This is a genomic window from Butyrivibrio fibrisolvens, from assembly GCF_023206215.1.
In the GTDB taxonomy this organism is placed as follows: Bacteria; Bacillota; Clostridia; order Lachnospirales; family Lachnospiraceae; genus Butyrivibrio; species Butyrivibrio fibrisolvens_C.
The window spans coordinates 1,464,177-1,482,700 of sequence record NZ_CP065800.1 but is presented as its reverse complement, the minus strand read 5'-3'; the positions used below and the strand labels follow the sequence as shown (position 1 = coordinate 1,482,700).

At 41.9% G+C, this 18,524-nt stretch carries 26 protein-coding genes and 1 pseudogene; 1 reads left to right on the top strand and 26 read right to left on the bottom strand.

Annotated elements, in window-relative coordinates; all coding sequences use genetic code 11:
• Positions 1-4 precede the first annotated feature (4 nt).
• The 23 genes from I7804_RS06070 to rpsJ form a co-directional block, all read right to left on the bottom strand.
• Positions 5-646: an adenylate kinase gene (locus I7804_RS06070; protein WP_022754360.1), complete on the bottom strand. Its 642-nt coding sequence runs from the start codon at positions 644-646 to the stop codon at positions 5-7.
• Between the two features lie 95 nt (positions 647-741).
• Entirely contained in the window at positions 742-2,061 is a 1,320-nt protein-coding gene (secY, locus tag I7804_RS06065) for a preprotein translocase subunit SecY (RefSeq protein ID WP_022754361.1), read from the bottom strand.
• Positions 2,061-2,501 carry a 50S ribosomal protein L15 gene (gene rplO, locus I7804_RS06060; protein WP_022754362.1) on the bottom strand — a complete coding sequence of 147 codons (441 nt, stop codon included), beginning with the start codon at positions 2,499-2,501 and terminating at the stop codon, positions 2,061-2,063. The genes secY and rplO overlap by 1 nt, the downstream gene beginning before the upstream one ends.
• A gap of 153 nt (positions 2,502-2,654) precedes the next feature.
• Entirely contained in the window at positions 2,655-2,843 is a 189-nt protein-coding gene (gene rpmD, locus I7804_RS06055) for a 50S ribosomal protein L30 (protein WP_022754364.1), read from the bottom strand.
• A gap of 29 nt (positions 2,844-2,872) precedes the next feature.
• The gene (gene rpsE, locus I7804_RS06050; protein ID WP_027206663.1) at positions 2,873-3,382 is read right to left on the bottom strand and encodes a 30S ribosomal protein S5; all 510 of its coding nucleotides are present in this window, start codon (positions 3,380-3,382) and stop codon (positions 2,873-2,875) included.
• 19 nt (positions 3,383-3,401) lie between these two features.
• Positions 3,402-3,770: a 50S ribosomal protein L18 gene (gene rplR, locus I7804_RS06045; protein ID WP_022754366.1), complete on the bottom strand. Its 369-nt coding sequence runs from the start codon at positions 3,768-3,770 to the stop codon at positions 3,402-3,404.
• Positions 3,771-3,789: 19 nt separating this feature from the next.
• Positions 3,790-4,329, bottom strand: a complete 540-nt coding sequence (gene rplF / locus I7804_RS06040; protein WP_022756763.1) for a 50S ribosomal protein L6 — start codon at positions 4,327-4,329, stop codon at positions 3,790-3,792.
• Between the two features lie 15 nt (positions 4,330-4,344).
• Positions 4,345-4,746 (bottom strand): 30S ribosomal protein S8, encoded by a 402-nt coding sequence (rpsH, locus tag I7804_RS06035; RefSeq protein ID WP_022754368.1) that lies wholly within the window; start codon positions 4,744-4,746, stop codon positions 4,345-4,347.
• 112 nt (positions 4,747-4,858) lie between these two features.
• Positions 4,859-5,044 (bottom strand): type Z 30S ribosomal protein S14, encoded by a 186-nt coding sequence (locus tag I7804_RS06030; RefSeq protein WP_022754369.1) that lies wholly within the window; start codon positions 5,042-5,044, stop codon positions 4,859-4,861.
• Between the two features lie 21 nt (positions 5,045-5,065).
• Positions 5,066-5,605, bottom strand: coding sequence for a 50S ribosomal protein L5 (gene rplE, locus I7804_RS06025; RefSeq protein WP_022754370.1), 540 nt, complete (start codon positions 5,603-5,605; stop codon positions 5,066-5,068).
• Between the two features lie 20 nt (positions 5,606-5,625).
• Complete coding sequence (gene rplX, locus I7804_RS06020; protein WP_022754371.1) at positions 5,626-5,988, bottom strand: 50S ribosomal protein L24; 363 nt, start codon at positions 5,986-5,988, stop codon at positions 5,626-5,628.
• A gap of 15 nt (positions 5,989-6,003) precedes the next feature.
• Positions 6,004-6,372, bottom strand: a complete 369-nt coding sequence (rplN, locus tag I7804_RS06015; protein ID WP_022754372.1) for a 50S ribosomal protein L14 — start codon at positions 6,370-6,372, stop codon at positions 6,004-6,006.
• 64 nt (positions 6,373-6,436) lie between these two features.
• Entirely contained in the window at positions 6,437-6,691 is a 255-nt protein-coding gene (gene rpsQ, locus I7804_RS06010) for a 30S ribosomal protein S17 (RefSeq protein ID WP_022754373.1), read from the bottom strand.
• 33 nt (positions 6,692-6,724) lie between these two features.
• Positions 6,725-6,934: a 50S ribosomal protein L29 gene (rpmC, locus tag I7804_RS06005; RefSeq protein WP_022754374.1), complete on the bottom strand. Its 210-nt coding sequence runs from the start codon at positions 6,932-6,934 to the stop codon at positions 6,725-6,727.
• Positions 6,924-7,361 (bottom strand): 50S ribosomal protein L16, encoded by a 438-nt coding sequence (gene rplP / locus I7804_RS06000; RefSeq protein WP_027206665.1) that lies wholly within the window; start codon positions 7,359-7,361, stop codon positions 6,924-6,926. Before rplP ends, rpmC begins: the two co-directional genes overlap by 11 nt.
• Positions 7,361-8,035 (bottom strand): 30S ribosomal protein S3, encoded by a 675-nt coding sequence (gene rpsC / locus I7804_RS05995; protein WP_022754376.1) that lies wholly within the window; start codon positions 8,033-8,035, stop codon positions 7,361-7,363. Before rpsC ends, rplP begins: the two co-directional genes overlap by 1 nt.
• 20 nt (positions 8,036-8,055) lie before the next feature.
• On the bottom strand, positions 8,056-8,454 hold the full coding sequence (gene rplV / locus I7804_RS05990; protein WP_022754377.1) for a 50S ribosomal protein L22: 399 nt from the start codon (positions 8,452-8,454) through the stop codon (positions 8,056-8,058).
• A 23-nt stretch (positions 8,455-8,477) separates the two neighbouring features.
• Positions 8,478-8,759 carry a 30S ribosomal protein S19 gene (rpsS, locus tag I7804_RS05985; RefSeq protein WP_022754378.1) on the bottom strand — a complete coding sequence of 94 codons (282 nt, stop codon included), beginning with the start codon at positions 8,757-8,759 and terminating at the stop codon, positions 8,478-8,480.
• Between the two features lie 16 nt (positions 8,760-8,775).
• Complete coding sequence (gene rplB / locus I7804_RS05980) at positions 8,776-9,618, bottom strand: 50S ribosomal protein L2 (protein WP_022754379.1); 843 nt, start codon at positions 9,616-9,618, stop codon at positions 8,776-8,778.
• 97 nt (positions 9,619-9,715) lie between these two features.
• Positions 9,716-10,015, bottom strand: coding sequence for a 50S ribosomal protein L23 (rplW, locus tag I7804_RS05975; RefSeq protein ID WP_022754380.1), 300 nt, complete (start codon positions 10,013-10,015; stop codon positions 9,716-9,718).
• Complete coding sequence (gene rplD, locus I7804_RS05970) at positions 10,015-10,638, bottom strand: 50S ribosomal protein L4 (RefSeq protein ID WP_022754381.1); 624 nt, start codon at positions 10,636-10,638, stop codon at positions 10,015-10,017. Before rplD ends, rplW begins: the two co-directional genes overlap by 1 nt.
• A gap of 23 nt (positions 10,639-10,661) precedes the next feature.
• Positions 10,662-11,330, bottom strand: a complete 669-nt coding sequence (gene rplC, locus I7804_RS05965; RefSeq protein WP_022754382.1) for a 50S ribosomal protein L3 — start codon at positions 11,328-11,330, stop codon at positions 10,662-10,664.
• A gap of 145 nt (positions 11,331-11,475) precedes the next feature.
• A complete protein-coding gene (gene rpsJ / locus I7804_RS05960; protein WP_022754383.1) occupies positions 11,476-11,787 on the bottom strand; it encodes a 30S ribosomal protein S10 in 312 nt (103 codons plus the stop codon).
• A 724-nt stretch (positions 11,788-12,511) separates the two neighbouring features.
• Between rpsJ and I7804_RS05955 the strand changes: the two genes are divergently transcribed.
• On the top strand, positions 12,512-13,375 hold the full coding sequence (locus tag I7804_RS05955; RefSeq protein WP_027206666.1) for a class I SAM-dependent methyltransferase: 864 nt from the start codon (positions 12,512-12,514) through the stop codon (positions 13,373-13,375).
• Between the two features lie 537 nt (positions 13,376-13,912).
• Here I7804_RS05955 and I7804_RS19380 read toward each other — a convergent pair.
• The 3 genes and pseudogenes from I7804_RS19380 to fusA form a co-directional block, all read right to left on the bottom strand.
• Positions 13,913-14,584: pseudogene (locus I7804_RS19380) on the bottom strand (GTP pyrophosphokinase); the annotation flags it as partial.
• A gap of 472 nt (positions 14,585-15,056) precedes the next feature.
• Positions 15,057-16,247 (bottom strand): elongation factor Tu, encoded by a 1,191-nt coding sequence (gene tuf / locus I7804_RS05945; RefSeq protein WP_248405449.1) that lies wholly within the window; start codon positions 16,245-16,247, stop codon positions 15,057-15,059.
• Between the two features lie 123 nt (positions 16,248-16,370).
• Positions 16,371-18,491: an elongation factor G gene (gene fusA / locus I7804_RS05940; RefSeq protein ID WP_022754387.1), complete on the bottom strand. Its 2,121-nt coding sequence runs from the start codon at positions 18,489-18,491 to the stop codon at positions 16,371-16,373.
• Between the last annotated feature and the right edge of the window lie 33 nt (positions 18,492-18,524).

The window sequence follows — 18,524 nt, the reverse complement described above, 5'->3', positions numbered from 1 at the left end:
TCAATTATCCAAGGATCTTAACAATATCTTCAAAGACATCATTCATATCTTTGGTTCCATCGACAGTTTTAAGGATGTTTTTGCCATTATAATATGTTATAAGAGGCTGTGTCTGTTCATGATAAACACTGAGACGATTCTGAACTGTTTCCGGTTTATCATCATCTCTTTGTACAAGCTCACTACCACAGCGGTCACATATGCCTTCCTGCTTCGGAGGGATATGCTCGATATGATAAGTAGCTCCGCACTTAAGACAAGCACGTCTTCCTGACATTCTGCGAACAATATTTTCATCAGGAACTTCTACATTTATTGCAAAATCTATCTTGTCAGAAAGCTTTGTAAGCTCTTTGTCAAGTACATCTGCCTGAGGGATAGTTCTTGGGAATCCGTCAAGAACATAACCATCTTTACAATCTTCCTTAGCTACTCTGTCAAGAAGAAGTTCAACAGTCAGTTCATCAGGAACAAGCTGTCCCTTATCCATGTACTCCTTAGCTTTTTTGCCAAGTTCTGTTCCGTTTTTTATATTCGATCTGAAAAGATCTCCTGTTGAAATGTGCGGAATATTGTACTTGTCACATATCATCTGTGCCTGTGTACCTTTACCGGCACCAGGTGCTCCCAGCATTATAATCTTCATTCCCCTGTCTCCTCTATTATGTATATAGTCTTATGTCAACGCAAAAGAAGGTCGGGCCATGCAAAACCATGAAACCCGGCCTCTTTGTATTATTCTCAATCGTCTAAAAAGCCTTTGTAATTACGAACAAGCATCTGTGACTCAATCTGTTTAACTGTTTCAAGTATAACACTTACAACGATGATAAGAGAAGTGCCACCAAATGATACATTTGCATTAAAAAGTCCGTTAAATACGATTGGAAGGACCGCAATGATTATCAGGCCACATACACCTATAAGAACGATGTATTTAAGCATGGTCTGCAGATAATCGCTGGTTGGCTTACCAGGTCTGATACCAGGTATAAAACCACCCTGCTTCTTAAGATTATCTGCTATCTCAAGCGGATTAAATGTAATGTCTGTATAGAAATAAGCAAAGAATATCATCAGAAGTATATATACGACAAGACCTATGCTGTATTTCCACTGAGAAGTCTGGAACCAGTTACCTTCATTAAGATATTTGAGAACCTCGCTCCAAATTCCTGTTCCCTTGTATCCCAGAAGCTGAGAAACTATGATCGGGAACTGGAAAAGTGACATTGCAAAAATGATAGGCATAACGCCGGCAGTATTAACCTTGAGTGGAATCTCAGCTCCACTTGAACCTACAAGGCGTCTGCCCTGTAATTTCTTAGCATACTGAACCGGAATCTTACGCTCTGCATCATTGAGCAGGACTACCAGTACTACCATTGCAACAATGATAGTAAGAATGATAAGACCATAAACAACCTTCTGAACCACTGAGTGATTCTCAAGGAACTGCGTATAAAGAGTCTTTAAATCCTGCGGCATTCTGGAGACAATGTTGATTGTAAGGACAATGGAAATACCATTACCTACACCATAATCCGTAATTCTTTCACCAATCCACATAAGGAATGCACTACCTGCAGTAAGCGCTGCAACGATTTCTACACAATATACCCAGTTCTGAGATTTGATAAGAAGACCATTGCGATAGAAACCTACTGCCATAGCAATTGATTCTACGAGCGCAAGTGCTATTGTGATGTAACGAGTCATGTTAGTAAGTTTCTTACGTCCTTCCTCGCCATCATGCTGCCATTCTTCTAACTTCGGAATAGCAATAGTCAGCAGCTGTATAATGATAGAGGATGTAATATAAGGTGTAATATTCAGAGCCAGAATTGACATCTGTTCGAATGAACCACCTGTAAAACGATCCATGAAACCAAAAGTTCCACCTGCTGTAAGATTTTTGAACCAGGCTGAAAACTGATCACCGTATATTCCGGGAACAGTTATTAAAGTACCAAGTCTGATTACTGCAAGCATCAGAAGTGTAAATATTATCTTGCTTCTGATTTCTCTGATTTTGAATGCATTCTTTAGGGTTGTTAGCATCAGATCACCTCAGCTGTTCCACCAAGAGCCTCGATCTTTTCTTTTGCAGATGCACTGAATGCATTTACTTTAACCGTAAGCTTCTTAGTTAATTCTCCGCCACCAAGAATCTTAACACCATCATTTTCCTTCTTGATGATGCCCATTTCCTTAAGTGCGCTGACAGTAACTTCAGCTCCGTTATCAAATGCTTCCAGTCTGTCAACATTGATAGCTACAAAATTCTTAGAATTGATGTTCTTGAAGCCTCTCTTAGGAAGTCTTCTGAACAGTGGCATCTGGCCACCTTCAAATCCTGGTCTTGGAGCTCCTGAACGAGCCTTCTGACCCTTGTGACCCTTACCAGCAGTCTTGCCGTTTCCTGAAGCGTGTCCACGTCCTCTTCTGAAGTTGTCTGACTGAACTGAACCTTCAGCTGGTCTTAAATTTGATAATTCCATGATTTTTCCTCATTTCCCGCTGCGAGATCACTAAGACGCAGACTATGCCTCGCAGCGTGTCTCATAATCTGCTCGCTCATTATATTATATGCACATTTACCGTGCATAGCAAACATGGTTCTGCAAAAAATTTGCAGAACCGTGTTTATATCATTACATTTCTTCAACTTTAACAAGGTGTCTGATCTGCTGGATCTGTCCTCTTGTAGCGGAGTTATCCGGAAGAACAACACTGCTGTTAAGTTTCTTAAATCCCATTGATTTAACGGTTGCTACCTGCTTAGGCACAGCACCGATAGTGGATTTAATCAATGTGATCTTGAGTTTCTTTTCTGCTGCCATTGATTTCTCCTTTCCTTAAGGCTGTTACCTTAAGCTTTAACTTCTTCTACAGACTTGCCACGCATCTTTGCAACTTCCTCAGGAGTCTTAAGCTTGCTGAGGCCGTTGATTGTAGCGAATACAACGTTCTGCTTGTTGTTGGAACCAAGAGACTTTGTACGAATGTTCTTGATACCAGCAAGTTCACATACGGAACGTGCAGGACCACCTGCGATGATACCTGTACCTTCTGGGCTCTTCTTAAGAAGAACTTCAGCGCTTCCGAACTTACCAACGAAATCATGTGTAATGGAGTTATTCTCATCAAGAGCAACTGTAACAAGTGACTTTGTTGCAGCTTCCTTACCCTTACGAATAGCATCCGGAATTTCTGTAGCCTTACCAAGACCACAACCTACGTGTCCATTACCATCACCTACAACTACGAGAGCTGTAAACTTCATGTTACGGCCACCCTTAACTACCTTGGTAACCCTTTTAATGGTAACGACTTTATCTGTTAACTCAAGCTGACTTGCATCAACGACTGTACGTTTCATTTAATTCTGTTCTCCTCTCTTAGAATTCTAAGCCAGCTTTTCTGGCAGCATCAGCAAGGGCTTCAACCTTACCGTGATAAATGTAACCTGCTCTGTCGAAAACAACAGCCTTGATACCCTTTTCAAGGGCTCTCTTAGCTACTACATCTCCAACATATGCAGCTGCATCAACATCATCGGTGTTCTTGAGCTCAGCTTTGATGTCTTTCTCAAGAGTAGAAGCAGAAACAAGAGTCTTCTGAGCTACGTCATCGATAACCTGAGCGTAGATGTTCTTGTTGCTTCTGAACACTGCAAGTCTTGGTCTCTCAGCAGTGCCGCTGTAGCGTTTACGTTCCTTCAGGTGCTTCTTTTCACGAATTTCCTGTCTGGATTCTTTTCTAACCATTTTACACTCTCCTTATCTCTTACTTCTTACCGGTCTTACCGACTTTACGTCTGATTACTTCATCAACGTACTTGATTCCCTTGCCCTTATATGGTTCAGGAGCTCTCTTCTCGCGGATGATTGCTGCGTACTGGCCAACCTTTTCCTTGTCGATACCCTTAACTGTGATGATCTGACCTTCAACAGTAGATTCAACACCTTCAGGATCTTCAAGTTCTACCGGGTGAGAATATCCAAGAGTAAGTGTGAGAGTTTTGCCTTTCTTTGCAGCTCTGTAACCAACACCTGCAACTTCAAGCTTTTTCTCAAATCCGTCTTTAACACCTGTTACCATGTTGTTCAGGAGAGCTCTTGTAAGGCCGTGGAGAGCCTTTGTTCTCTTCTGATCATCTGGTCTTGATATAACAATCTCGCCGTCTTTCTGCTCGATTGAAAGTTCCTGAGGGAAGTCTCTTGTAAGTTCTCCCTTAGGACCTTTTACAGTCACCTTGTTATTTTCTGCAACGCTGATAGTAACTCCATCAGGGATTGCGATTGGCATTTTACCGATTCGTGACATGCCCGTACCTCCAATTTACCAAATAAATGCAAGAACTTCGCCACCAACCTGGAGCTCTCTTGCTTTCTTATCAGTTACAACACCCTGGTTTGTAGAAATGATAGCGATTCCGAGACCACCAAGTACTCTTGGAAGCTCATCCTTGCCAGCATATACACGAAGACCAGGCTTGGAAATTCTCTTGATGCCTGTGATAACCTTATCGTTACGATCTGCACCATACTTAAGTGTGATGTGAAGATCTTTGAAGCCCTTGTTATCAACGATGTCAAGCTTCTTGATATAACCTTCCTCAAGAAGAATGTTTGCGATTGCAAGCTTCATCTTTGATGAAGGAACATCTACAGTATCATGTTTAGCAGTGTTAGCGTTACGAATTCTTGTAAGCATATCTGCAATAGGATCATTCATTGCCATTTTAAATTTTCCTCCTAATATTCTTGCTTCGCCTTACTCCCCCAAAAAGGGGAGAGACACGAAGCCGCAATAAACAAATCTAACTTTATCACCAAAGTGATTAGTTACATAATTACCAGCTGGCTTTCTTTACGCCAGGGATTTCGCCCTTATAAGCAAGTTCACGGAAGCAGATTCTGCAAATTCCGTATTTTCTAAGAACTGAATGAGGACGACCGCAGATTCTGCAACGTGTATAAGCTCTTGTTGAGAACTTAGGTTTCATCTGCTGTTTTCTTTTCATGGATAATTTAGCCATGTTTTTTCTTTCCTCCTATGATTACTTTGCGAAAGGCATGTTGAACAGTCTGAGAAGCTCACGAGCCTCTTCGTCTGTCTTTGCTGTTGTTGTGAAGATAATGTCCATTCCTCTTGTCTTATCTACCTTATCATACTCGATTTCAGGGAAGATAAGCTGTTCACGAATACCAAGAGCATAGTTGCCTCTTCCGTCAAAGGAATCAGGATTGATGCCGCGGAAGTCACGTACACGAGGCAGTGCCAGGTTTACGAGACGATCCAGGAAATCATACATCTTCTCGCCACGAAGAGTAACCTTGCATCCGATAGCCTGGCCCTCTCTGATCTTAAAGTTAGCGATTGACTTCTTAGCCTTTGTAAGAACGGGCTTCTGACCTGTGATAATTTCCATGTCGCCAGCTGCGTTCTCAAGAACCTTAGCATTTTCTTTAGCTTCGCCAACTGCCATGTTTACAACGATCTTGTCAAGCTTCGGAACTTCCATAACGTTCTTGTAGCCGAACTTCTTTGTCATAGCGTCAACGATTTCGTTTTTATATAAATCTTTATATCTGCTCACGTCTTAGTACCTCCTTCCCGTTAGTTCTTCTTCTGTGCCGGATAGATCACATCGATTTCTTCACCAGTTGCTTTTGCAACACGAGTCTTCTTAACGACCTTGCCGTTTTCATCTCTCTCGACTTTGATGCCGACACGAGTGGTCTTACCGTCAACTACGAGCATAACGTTGGAGATATCGATAGGAGCTTCAACTTCTACGATTCCGCCGTTCTGATTCTGCATAGAAGGCTTCTGGTGCTTTTTAACCTTGTTGATACCTTCTACAACTACTCTGTGATTTTTAGCATCAACGGACAGAACCTTACCTTCATGACCCTTGTCTTCATAGGAGCCAGCGATAACACGAACTGTATCTCCCTTTTTAATTCTACTTGCTGCCATAACCTGGGTTCCTCCTTATAATACTTCAGGTGCCAGAGACAGTATCTTCATGTATTTCTTATCACGAAGCTCTCTTGCAACTGGTCCAAATATACGTGTTCCTTTTGGATTACCGTCATCGTTGATAACTACAGCAGCGTTCTCATCGAACTTGATGTAGGAACCATCTTTACGACGTGTCTCCTTTACTGTACGAACAACAACGGCTTTAACAACGTCACCCTTTTTTACAACACCACCGGGTGTTGCATCTTTAACAGAAGCAACGATTACATCACCGATTCTCGCATATCTTCTTGTAGATCCGCCCATAACACGAATGCAAAGCAGTTCTTTTGCACCAGTATTATCAGCGACATTAAGTCTGCTTTCCTGTTGAATCATGTTAATTCTCCTTCTTTATAATGCGCAGGATACGAGTTAAATTTCAAAGAAATTATACTCAAAATTACTTTGCGCGCTCAATAATAGAAACAAGTCTCCATCTCTTATCTTTTGAAAGTGGTCTTGTCTCCATGACCTTTACTGTATCGCCAACATGACACTCATTGTTCTCATCATGTGCCTTAAGCTTATATGTTTTCTTAACGATCTTCTTGTAAAGAGGATGTTTTACATGGTCTTCAATGGAAACAGTGATGGTCTTGTCCATCTTATCACTTGTAACCTTACCAACACGTGTTTTTCTAAGATTTCTTTCCACGATTCTTTATCCTTTCCCGCAACTTCAGCGAAATTATTCAGCTACTTTAGACTTCTGTGTGATAACTGTCTGGATTCTAGCAATATTCTTACGAACAGTGTTGATTCTAGCAGTATTGTCCAGCTGGTTAGTAGCCTTCTGGAATCTTAAATTGAAAAGTTCCTTCTTTGCAGAAACAAGCTCTTCATTAAGAGCCTTTGCATCCTTCTTATTAAGCTCTTCAACATATGTATTAGTTTTCATCAGATACACCACCTTCCAAATCAGCCTTGGAAACGATCTTGCAGCGGCAAGGAAGCTTGTGCATAGCAAGACGAAGTGCTTCTCTGGCATCATCTTCAGATACACCGCCGATCTCGAACATTACGCGACCTGGCTTTACTACAGATACCCAGTACTCTACAGTACCTTTTCCGGAACCCATTCGAGTTTCAGCAGGTTTTGCTGTAACAGGCTTATCCGGGAAAATTTTGATCCAAACCTGTCCACCACGCTTTGTGAAACGTGTCATAGCTACACGGGCAGCCTCAATCTGGTTGGATCTGATCCAGCAAGGATCAAGGGCAACTATTCCGAACTCACCGTAAGAGATAGTTGTACCGCGAGTAGCTTTGTGAGCCATAGAACCACGGAACTGTTTACGGTGTTTAACTCTCTTTGGCATTAACATTATTTATCGCTCCCTTCCTTGTCAGCATCAGCCTTAGGTCCTTTCTTAGGAAGAACTTCTCCCTTATAGATCCAAACCTTGACACCAACCTTACCATAGGTTGTATCTGCTTCTGCAAAACCATAATCAATATCAGCTCTAAGTGTCTGAAGCGGAATTGTTCCTTCGCTGTAGAACTCTTTACGAGCAATATCAGCACCACCAAGACGTCCACCGCAGCAAGCCTTGATACCAAGAACTCCTGCCTTCATGGATCTTGACATTGAAGACTTCATAGCTCTTCTGAAGGATACACGGTTCTCAAGCTGGCTTGCAATGTTTTCTGCAACAAGCTGAGCATCGCGGTCAGGTCTCTTGATCTCTTTAATATCAACCATGACCTTTTTATCTGTAAGCTTCTGAAGCTCTTTCTTTGTGATCTCGATTTCGTTACCGCCCTTACCGATTACAACGCCGGGCTTAGCTGTGAAAACGATAACCTTAACTCTGTCAGATGCTCTCTCGATCTCGATCTTGGAAACACCTGCAGCATATAACTTTTTCTTAAGGTACTTTCTGATCTTGTAATCTTCAACAAGATTATCAGCAAATGCACCCTCTTCAGCGTACCATCTGGAATCCCAGTCAGCTATAACGCCTACTCTCATGCCATGCGGATTAACTTTCTGTCCCATTTGATTTTAGCTCTCCTTTCTTATCTCTCATCCAGAATGATGCTGAGGTTGCTCATTCTCTTGTTGATTCTGTAAGCTCTACCCTGTGCTCTAGGATGAATTCTCTTCATGATAGGGCCGTTGTTTGCGTAGCACTCAGCAATGTAAAGATTCTCACGGTTCTTACCCTGGAACTCAGCATTTGCTGCAGCACTTGCAAGAAGCTTATAGATAACGCTTGAAGCATATCTTGGATTGTACTGTAAGATAGCAAGAGCTGTTGTTACATCCTTACCACGGATAGCGTCCATAACGAAGCATGCCTTCTGAACAGGAATTCTAGCGTATGTAAGCTTTGCGTGTGGTCTTGTCTCTCTATTTTCTCTATTTCTCTCAACTTTGTATTGAGATCTGGACTTCTTCTTTTCTTCTGTTGCCATAATGAACCTCCTTTCGCTCTACCTTATCTGGCACCTGTCTTTTTCTCGTTGCCTGAGTGGCCGCGGAAAGTTCTGGTCTGAACGAACTCACCAAGTTTATGGCCAACCATATCCTCAGTTACATATACCGGGATGTGCTTTCTACCGTCGTGAACTGCGATCGTGTGCCCTACAAATGAAGGGAAGATCGTTGAACGACGTGACCAGGTCTTGATGATCTGCTTTTCGTTCTGTGCGTTCATAGCATCTATTTTCTTTAAGAGACTTGCGTCAGCGAAAGGTCCCTTTTTAAGTGATCTTGACATTTTATTCTCCCTTCAATTATTTGATGGCTTTACCGTTTCTTCTTCTTACGATGAGCTTGTTAGAAGCCTTCTTGGACTTACGTGTCTTATAACCAAGAGCAGGCTTGCCCCAAGGTGTGCATGGACCCGGACGACCTACCGGAGCCTTACCTTCACCACCACCGTGTGGGTGATCGTTAGGGTTCATAACAGAACCACGAACTGTAGGACGGATACCCATGTGACGAATACGGCCTGCCTTACCATAATTGATAAGGTTATGTTCAATGTTGCCGACCTCACCGATTGTTGCACGGCACTCGATCGGAACCATTCTCATCTCACCTGAAGGAAGACGAAGTGTAGCGTACTTCTCACCCTTAGCCATAAGCTGTGCAGAGTTACCAGCTGAACGAACAAGCTGTCCACCCTTTCCAGGATAAAGCTCAATGTTGTGAACTTCAGTACCTACAGGAATAGCTGAAAGGGGAAGGCAGTTACCAACACGGATTTCTGCGTTAGCACCGTTCATAACTGTCATGCCGTCTGTCAGACCTGCAGGAGCAAGGATGTATGACTTTGTTCCATCTGCATAGCAGATAAGAGCAATGTTTGCTGTACGGTTAGGATCGTACTCGATACCGATAACCTTTGCAGGCATATCATCTTTATTTCTCTTGAAGTCTACGAGTCTGTATTTAACTCTTCCGCCGCAACCTTTGTGTCTAACTGTGATCTTACCCTGGTTATTACGTCCAGCGATGCTGTTCTTTGAAACAAGAAGCTTCTTCTCAGGAGTCTTCTTTGTGATTTCAGCGAAATCAGAACCAGTCATGTTTCTTCTGGATGGGGTATAAGGACCATACTTCTTAATTCCCATGATTCTTTTTCTCCTTATTTTGTCGCATGCGAGGGACTAGCCCTTGGCCCCCGGACTCTTTAAATGGGCCTTGCACGCATAATTATTATTATCTAAATTAGAGTCCCTGGAAAATTTCGATGTCTTTAGAATCTGCTGTCAGAGTTACTACAGCCTTCTTTGTCTTAGCTGTGAAACCTACTGCCTGACCTCTTCTTCTCTTTGTACCATCAGCGTTAAGTGTGTTAACCTTAGCAACCTTAGTACCTTCGAACATCTTCTCTACAGCTTCCTTGATCTGACTCTTGTTAGCCTGAGGATTTACAAGGAATGTGTATTTCTTATCGCCCATAAGGTTCATTGACTTCTCAGTCAGAACGGGCTTCAGGATAATGTCATAATATTCGAGTGCTGCCATTATGCGTACACCTCCTCGATCTTGCTTACTGCGTCCTTAGTAAGAACCAGTGTCTTTGCATTTACGATATCGTAAACGTTAAGTGTAGTAGCCTGCATTGTCTTAGCCTGAGCGAAGTTACGAGCTGAAAGAACTACGTTCTGATCGTTATCAGCAAGAACAACAAGTGCCTTACGGTCTACATTGATGTTAGCCATAACTTCAGCAAACTTCTTTGTCTTGATCTCATCGAACTTAAGCTCGTCAAGAACAACTACATTGCCGCTTTCAACCTTATCTGTAAGAGCGGACTTAAGGGCTGCCTGCTTCTCCTTCTTGTTCATCTTGAAGGAATAATCTCTTGGAACTGGTGCGAATACAACACCGCCGCCTGTCCACTGAGGAGATCTTGTTGAACCCTGTCTAGCATGACCTGTTCCCTTCTGTCTCCATGGCTTTCTGCCACCTCCGGAAACTTCGGAACGAGTCTTTGCTTTCTGTGTACCCTGACGATTGTTAGCAAGATACTGAACAACTGCAAGGTGTACAAGGTGCTCGTTGACATCAACTCCGAATACAGCATCGTTTAAGTCGATCTTGCCAACTTCTTTACCTTCCATATTTAAAACAGATACGTTAGCCATCTGAATGGTCCTCCTTTCCTTCGTTATGCCTCAACTCTTGTTGTTTCTTTGATAGTAACAAGGCCCTTCTTAGGTCCTGGTACAGCGCCTTTAACAAGAATGAGATTCTTCTCAGCGTCTACCTTTACAACTTCAAGGTTCTGAACTGTAACTCTTACAGCGCCCATGTGACCTGGCATACCTTTGCCCTTGAATACACGGCTAGGATCAGAACTTGAACCGTTAGAACCCTGATGACGATGGAACTTTGAACCGTGAGCCATAGGTCCTCTGTGCTGACCATTCTTCTTGATGGCGCCCTGGAAACCTTTACCCTTTGAGATAGCTGTTGCATCGATCTTGTCTCCATCTGCGAAGATGTCTGCCTTGATCTCTGCACCAAGCTGATAATCAGCTGCATTCTCAAGTTTAAGCTCTCTGACGTATCTCTTGGATGTAACACCGGCCTTCTTGAAGTGACCAGCCTCAGCCTTGTTTACGCCATGTCTGTGCCATACCTGGCCTGCTTCGTAGTTCTTTTCTTTCTTATCTACGAAACCAACCTGAACAGCAGAATAACCGTCGTTTTCCTGTGTCTTGATCTGTGTTACTACGCACGGTCCAGCCTGAAGTACTGTTACAGGAACAAGTGAACCGTCTTCTTTGAAGATCTGGGTCATTCCGACCTTAGTAGCTAAAATAGCCTTCTTCATGTTTTACCTCCTGATTCATCTACAGCGGATGCTTAAATCGTTCGCAATGTCGTTTTATTACTTAATGTAAGTAATTTCCAGTGTCGCGGCATCATGCGTCTTGCATCATACTAGTAGAGGTTAGATTTTAGTAGTTTCTGATGAATTATTTCATCTTGATGTTGATGTATACACCTGCAGGCATCTCGAGTCTCTGCAGAGCATCAACTGTTTTAGGTGTAGGTGTGATGATATCGATCAGTCTCTTATGAGTTCTCTGTTCGAACTGCTCTCTAGAATCCTTGTACTTGTGTACAGCACGAAGAATTGTTACTACTTCCTTCTTAGTAGGAAGCGGAACTGGTCCTGAAACCTGAGATCCGTTCTTCTTGACTGTCTCGATGATCTTCTTAGCAGATGCATCAACTAACTGATGATCATATGCTTTAAGAGTAATCCTCATTACCTGATTTGCCATAAAAAAAGTCGCCTCCTTTTCGCACTTTTGTTTAAGTACGACAAGCGGTGACTGTACATTCTCCCGTGTGTGTCCTGATTCGCAACCCAAATTACAACTCAGATTTTCACTTCACGTCGTTTCTGCCCATCAATCCCTTTGGGATTTGCAGCAGACATCATTTGCTTGTACAGTGACTTGTCGTCATGATTTTGTGGCCGCTATGCAGCCTACTGACATTCGCTCCACGGAAAACCCACATCACTGGATAATGTGGCAACCTCACGCTTCAACGCTATCATGTCACAGCAATAGCTACTATATTACTTTTTTTTCTGTTTTGCAAGCCTTTTATATGATTTTTCGTCAAAATAAAGCAAAGAGGATTGTTAATATCATTTTTGTTGATATATATTAATCTCTAATTGCGTTTATTTATCATATTTCGATTAATAACTCTCATAAAGCCCGAATTTTCAATACATATAGCTGTTTTTATGTTTGTCACAGATTATATATTATAGGTCGCCTTTACTCATTTTTTATCAATTATCTCTGTTATTAATCACTGTTGATAGTCTGAACTGATTCTTGCAATTAATCACTTATTCTCTGGGTGCTTTCCTATTACTTTATAATAACTATTTCAATATATTCTTTTTTGTAATATAATCAGATTCGCTATATTATATTAGTAGATATCAAATCCACTGTTGTAAAACAAAGCTATTGAAATGGAGTAATTATGTGGCTTGCTGAAAATTGGAAAGATTATGAAGTTTTAGATACATCTAATGGAGAGAAGCTTGAAAGATGGGGTAAGTACCAGCTTGTACGTCCTGATCCTCAGGTTATTTGGAATACAGATAAAAAGCTCCCTGGATGGAGAAAACCTAATGGACATTATCACAGGAGTAATAAAGGCGGCGGCGAATGGGAGTTTCATTCTCTTCCCGAAGAATGGACTATAAGTTATAATTCGCTGACATTCCATCTTAAGCCCTTTAGTTTCAAACATACAGGTCTGTTCCCAGAACAGGCTGCTAACTGGGACTGGTTCTCTAAGCTTATCAGGGAATCCGGTCGTGAAATTAAAGTTCTGAATCTCTTCGCCTATACAGGTGGAGCAACTGTTTCTGCAGCTGCTGCCGGCGCATCCGTAACTCACGTGGATGCAAGTAAAGGAATGGTTACCTGGGCTAAAGAAAATGCAGTTTCATCCGGACTTGCAGATGCCAGTATCAGATGGCTTGTTGACGACTGTGTTAAATTTGTACAGCGCGAGATTCGCCGTGGCAACAAGTATGATGCGATCATTATGGATCCTCCTTCATATGGAAGAGGTCCTAAGGGTGAGATCTGGAAGATTGAGGAAAGTATCTATCCTTTCATAGAACTTTGTTCACAGATTCTTTCGGATAATCCTCTTTTCTTCCTGATCAACTCATATACAACCGGTCTGCAGCCTGCTGTTCTTTCATATATGCTTCACACAGTCCTTGATCCTATTCATAAAGGCAAGATTGAAGCTGATGAAGTCGGTCTTCCGGTTTCTTCAAATGGTCTGGTTCTTCCTTGCGGTGCAAGCGGAAGATGGACAGCACTATAAAATCTGATAATAAACGAACAAAAACTTAGTGGCTTATTACACCACTAAGTTTTTTTACATATTATCATAACAATCAAGCTATATTTTAATCAGAATTATTCTCTGGATTATTTCTGATTCTTCCCTTAGCCTTCACCTAAGACTTGACTCAACAGCCTTGGCACTATTCTTTTTAGATGAACTCTGTGCATTGGCCGAAGCTATAAAAATAGGATCAGATTGCTCAATCTCTATTACTTTCTTTTTTGATTTTTTCCTATTTTCAATTTCAGTTCTTGATTCTATATCCTGTAAATCATGCCTATCAAAGTCATCTGATGATGCGCTGTTTTCTTTTGCACCATTATCACTCATCTGACTGATCTGCTTCTTGGCTGCATCCAGAACTGCTCCTATTGAATTCTCAGAACTTTTTTGTTCAGCAGGTGATTTTACATTCTTTTCAACATTGCTGCTATCATCTGATAATTCTTCAATTTCTTTTTTCAGATTGCTAAAATCAATCCTTGGACCTTCTGTATCCTCTTTGGCTCTTCCAGCATCGATCCTTTCTCTTATCTGTTGCATCCTTCTGTCTATCTGATTGATCATATCTGCAGAAAAGCACAGATCTTCCGTTATCATCTCAGCATCCTGTATATCTTTTTTATACTTCATCTTATGCTCAAGACTTGCCCAGAAATCCATAGCTATCGTCCTAAACTGAACTTCAACAGTCATGTATTCCTTGTCATGAGTCAGGAATATCGGAATTTCCAATATAAGGTGAAGACTTCGATAACCACTTGGTTTAGGATTCTCAATATAATCCTTGATCTCAACAAGTCTGACATCATCCTGCTCTTTTAAACAATCAGCCAGCATATAGATATCATCTATAAAAGAGCAGATAACCCTGATTCCGGCAACATCACTTATATTATCCTTAATATTGTCTACTGTAAATGGAAGCCCTTTTCTCTGCATCTTCTCAAAAAGACTTATAGGTGCTTTGATCCTGGTCTTGATAGATTCAAAAGGATTACGATTGTTGCGAAGAGACAGCTCTTTGTTAAGAACATCAAGCTTTGTCTTGATCTCATACATTGCACACTCATATTTCATCATGAGTTCCTGAAAGTCCTGTATCTGATCAGTTATCCTTAATAGCTGCTCTATATCTTCCTGTGATATTGATTTTAAATCTGATAAAGAAATATTACCGAGCATTCTTTCCGCCGGTATTTTATCTCGTTCCATTAATTGCTCCCCATATCCGTATTATTTTTATAGTGAAACCGCAATGTTTTATTATATATCCTTGAAAGATTATTTCAAGCATCCATAGCTGTTAGATTATACTTCTTTTACATATACATATGAAAAGATTTTACTTCCTAACATCAAATTAAGGTCTAAGCTATCCTCTTAGACCTTAATCTATATTATACATGTATTATTTGATAAAAATATGAAATATATCTGAAAGATTATAAAGAAGACAACATCAAATAAACTGAATTGACCAATACTAAAAAACTGAATCGACCAATACTAAAAAAGTGAATCGACCAATATTAAAAAAGTGAATCGACCAATATTAAAAACTGAATCGACCAATATTAAAAACTGAATCGACCAATACTAAAAAACGGCTTTCGGAGAAAACTCCGAAAGCCGTATAAATTCAGGTTATATACAATTACTCGATGATTGTAGCAACACGGCCTGAACCTACTGTACGTCCGCCTTCACGAATAGCGAATGTAAGACCCTGCTCCATAGCGATAGGGTGAATAAGTTCGATAGTCATTGTTACGTGGTCACCAGGCATGCACATCTCTGTACCTTCAGGAAGGTTACATACACCTGTTACGTCTGTTGTTCTGAAGTAGAACTGAGGACGATAGTTGTTGAAGAAAGGAGTATGACGTCCACCTTCATCCTTTGTAAGAACGTAAACCTCAGCTGTGAACTTCTTGTGGCAAGTAACTGTTCCAGGAACAGCTACAACCTGTCCTCTTTCGATCTCTGTACGATCTACACCACGAAGAAGGATACCTACGTTATCACCAGCTTCAGCGTAGTCAAGAGTCTTACGGAACATCTCGATACCTGTAACAACTGACTTCTTTGTCTCTTCCTTGATACCAACGATTTCGATTTCGTCGTTAAGGTGGAGCTGACCTCTCTCAACACGGCCTGTAGCAACTGTACCACGACCTGTGATTGTGAATACGTCCTCAACAGGCATAAGGAAAGGCTTGTCGATCTCACGAGCAGGATCAGGGATATAAGAATCAACTGTATCCATAAGCTCAACGATCTTGTCACCCCATTCGGACTTAGGATCCTCAAGAGCCTTAAGAGCTGAACCACGGATGATAGGTGTATCATCGCCAGGGAACTCGTACTCGTTAAGAAGGTCTCTGATCTCCATCTCAACAAGGTCAAGAAGTTCAGGATCATCAACCATATCGCACTTGTTCATGAATACAACGATGTAAGGAACGCCTACCTGACGAGCAAGAAGAACGTGCTCCTTTGTCTGAGCCATAACACCGTCTGTAGCAGCAACAACGAGGATAGCGCCATCCATCTGAGCTGCACCAGTGATCATGTTCTTTACATAATCAGCGTGGCCAGGGCAGTCAACGTGTGCATAGTGTCTGTTTTTTGTCTCATACTCGATGTGAGCAGATGAAATTGTTATTCCACGTGCCTTTTCTTCAGGTGCCTTATCGATCTGATCGAAAGCTACTGCTTCGCCACCCTGTCTGTCAGCAAGAACTGCTGTGATAGCAGCTGTAAGAGTTGTCTTACCGTGGTCAACGTGTCCGATTGTACCAATGTTACAATGCGGCTTTGTTCTGTCAAAATGTGCCTTTGCCATTTTTTAAGTCCTCCTTAAATGAATGTGTAACAACATTATCATTATTGTTATTGAATATTTTGAGCACCGACTATAAACGATTATATTCGATAATCGGCGCAAATTCAAGCTTTTTTGCTTAATTTAGGCCTGCTTGTACTGTGAGATAACCTTGTCAGCAACGTTCTTCGGTACTGGCTCATACTTCTCAAAGAACATTGAGTAGTTACCACGACCCTGTGTCTTAGAACGAAGGTCTGTTGCATAACCGAACATCTCAGCAAGAGGAACGTATGCACGAACAATCTTACCATTGCCCATGTCATCCATACCTTCTACACGGCCACGACGGGAGTTGATATCACCGATAACATCACCCATGTATTCCTCAGGCATTGTAACCTCAACCTTCATGATAGGCTCAAGAAGTGCAGGTGATGCCTTAGCCATAGCATCCTTGAATGCCATAGATCCGGCAATGTGGAATGCCATTTCAGATGAATCGACTTCATGATATGATCCGTCGTATACGGTTGCGTGGATACCAACAACAGGGAATCCAGCAATACTACCGGCTTTCATAGCCTCTTCGATACCATCAGAAATAGGCTGGATGAATTCCTTAGGAATAGCACCGCCGACAACTTCGTTATCGAACTTGTAAAGCTCTTCACCGTTAGCATCCATAGGCTCGAATCTAACTTTACAGTGACCATACTGACCACGACCACCGGACTGCTTAGCATACTTAGACTCGATATCTACAGCCTTTGTGAATGCTTCCTTATATGCAACCTGAGGTGCACCTACGTTAGCCTCAACCTTGAACTCACGAAGGAGACGGTCAACGATAACTTCCAGCTGAACTTCACCCATACCAGCGATGATAGTCTGACCTGTCTCGTGGTTAGTGTGTACCTGGAATGTAGGATCTTCTTCAGAAAGCTTACCAAGAGCTTCACCAAGCTTAGCCTGGCCTGCTTTTGTCTTAGGCTCGATAGCGAGCTCGATAACAGGATCAGGGAACTCGATAGACTCGAGGATAACAGGATTGTTCTCATCACAGATTGTATCACCTGTAGTTGTATCCTTGAAACCAACTGCTGCAGCGATATCACCAGCAAATGCTTCCTGGATCTCTGTACGCTTATCAGCATGGATCTGCATGATACGACCTACACGTTCCTTCTTATCCTTTGTTGAGTTGAGTACATAAGATCCTGACTTGAGGATACCTCTGTAAACACGGATAAATGCAAGCTTACCTACGAAAGGATCAGATACGATCTTGAATGCAAGAGCTGCAAGAGGGCCATCCTCTGTAGACTTACATGTGATCTCATTTCCTTCCATATCTGTACCTTCAACGTCCGGTACATCTGTAGGAGCAGGAAGATACTCGATAACTGCATCAAGAAGCTTCTGAACACCCTTGTTTCTGTAAGCTGTTCCGTTACATACAGGAACTGCCTCAGAAGCGATTGTTCCCTTACGAAGAGCTGCTTTGAGCTCTGCTGTAGTAACTTCTTCGCCTTCAAGGTATTTCTCCATAAGGTTCTCATCAAGCTCTACGATCTGCTCAACCATCTTGTTGTGCCACTCTTCAGCCTGATCCTTGAGTTCCTCAGGGATTTCTTCACAATCTTCATCAGCACCCTTCTCACCCTTGAAATAATAAGCTTTCATTTCGAAGAGATCGATAAGTCCTTCATAAGTATCTTCAGCACCGATCGGGATATTGATAGCGATCGGGTTCTTACCAAGACGATCACGGATCATATCCAGATCGTGGTAGAAGTTTGCACCAACGATATCCATCTTGTTGATGAATGCGATACGTGGTACGCCGTATGTGTCAGCCTGACGCCATACGTTCTCAGACTGTGGCTCAACGCCGTTCTTAGCATCAAAGATACCAACTGCACCATCAAGTACACGAAGTGAACGCTCAACTTCTGCTGTGAAGTCTACGTGACCAGGAGTATCGATAATGTTAAGACGATACTCAGGAGCACCAGCGATCTTTTTGCCGTATTCCTGTGGAGTCCAGTGGCATGTTGTAGCTGCAGACTGAATTGTGATTCCACGCTCTCTCTCCTGTTCCATGAAGTCCATGGTAGAAGCGCCGTCGTGTGTCTCACCAATCTTGTAGTTAACACCAGTATAATAGAGGATACGCTCTGTACATGTTGTTTTACCAGCATCGATATGAGCAATGATACCTATATTTCTGGTTCTCTCCAATGGATATTCTCTTTTAGCCAATGGTTCTTCCTCCTAAATGATTGCAAACAACGT

Bases quoted from the DNA above. Each gene is read 5' to 3' on its own strand.
- I7804_RS06070 (WP_022754360.1), bottom strand. From the start codon at position 646: ATGAAGATTATAATGCTGGGAGCACCTGGTGCCGGTAAAGGTACACAG.
- secY (WP_022754361.1), bottom strand. From the start codon at position 2,061: ATGCTAACAACCCTAAAGAATGCATTCAAAATCAGAGAAATCAGAAGC.
- rplO (WP_022754362.1), bottom strand. From the start codon at position 2,501: ATGGAATTATCAAATTTAAGACCAGCTGAAGGTTCAGTTCAGTCAGAC.
- rpmD (WP_022754364.1), bottom strand. From the start codon at position 2,843: ATGGCAGCAGAAAAGAAACTCAAGATCACATTGATTAAATCCACTATC.
- rpsE (WP_027206663.1), bottom strand. From the start codon at position 3,382: ATGAAACGTACAGTCGTTGATGCAAGTCAGCTTGAGTTAACAGATAAA.
- rplR (WP_022754366.1), bottom strand. From the start codon at position 3,770: ATGGTTAGAAAAGAATCCAGACAGGAAATTCGTGAAAAGAAGCACCTG.
- rplF (WP_022756763.1), bottom strand. From the start codon at position 4,329: ATGTCACGAATCGGTAAAATGCCAATCGCAATCCCTGATGGAGTTACT.
- rpsH (WP_022754368.1), bottom strand. From the start codon at position 4,746: ATGGCAATGAATGATCCTATTGCAGATATGCTTACAAGAATTCGTAAC.
- I7804_RS06030 (WP_022754369.1), bottom strand. From the start codon at position 5,044: ATGGCTAAATTATCCATGAAAAGAAAACAGCAGATGAAACCTAAGTTC.
- rplX (WP_022754371.1), bottom strand. From the start codon at position 5,988: ATGGCAGCAAGTAGAATTAAAAAGGGAGATACAGTTCGTGTTATCGCT.
- rplN (WP_022754372.1), bottom strand. From the start codon at position 6,372: ATGATTCAACAGGAAAGCAGACTTAATGTCGCTGATAATACTGGTGCA.
- rpmC (WP_022754374.1), bottom strand. From the start codon at position 6,934: ATGAAAACTAATACATATGTTGAAGAGCTTAATAAGAAGGATGCAAAG.
- rplP (WP_027206665.1), bottom strand. From the start codon at position 7,361: ATGTTAATGCCAAAGAGAGTTAAACACCGTAAACAGTTCCGTGGTTCT.
- rpsC (WP_022754376.1), bottom strand. From the start codon at position 8,035: ATGGGACAGAAAGTTAATCCGCATGGCATGAGAGTAGGCGTTATAGCT.
- rplV (WP_022754377.1), bottom strand. From the start codon at position 8,454: ATGGCAACAGAAGAAAAGAAGAAGTCCAGATCTCAATACAAAGTTGAG.
- rpsS (WP_022754378.1), bottom strand. From the start codon at position 8,759: ATGTCAAGATCACTTAAAAAGGGACCTTTCGCTGACGCAAGTCTCTTA.
- rplB (WP_022754379.1), bottom strand. From the start codon at position 9,618: ATGGGAATTAAGAAGTATGGTCCTTATACCCCATCCAGAAGAAACATG.
- rplW (WP_022754380.1), bottom strand. From the start codon at position 10,015: ATGGCAGCACTCGAATATTATGACATTATCCTGAAGCCCGTTCTGACT.
- rplD (WP_022754381.1), bottom strand. From the start codon at position 10,638: ATGGCTAACGTATCTGTTTTAAATATGGAAGGTAAAGAAGTTGGCAAG.
- rplC (WP_022754382.1), bottom strand. From the start codon at position 11,330: ATGAAGAAGGCTATTTTAGCTACTAAGGTCGGAATGACCCAGATCTTC.
- rpsJ (WP_022754383.1), bottom strand. From the start codon at position 11,787: ATGGCAAATCAGGTAATGAGGATTACTCTTAAAGCATATGATCATCAG.
- I7804_RS05955 (WP_027206666.1), top strand. From the start codon at position 12,512: ATGTGGCTTGCTGAAAATTGGAAAGATTATGAAGTTTTAGATACATCT.
- tuf (WP_248405449.1), bottom strand. From the start codon at position 16,247: ATGGCAAAGGCACATTTTGACAGAACAAAGCCGCATTGTAACATTGGT.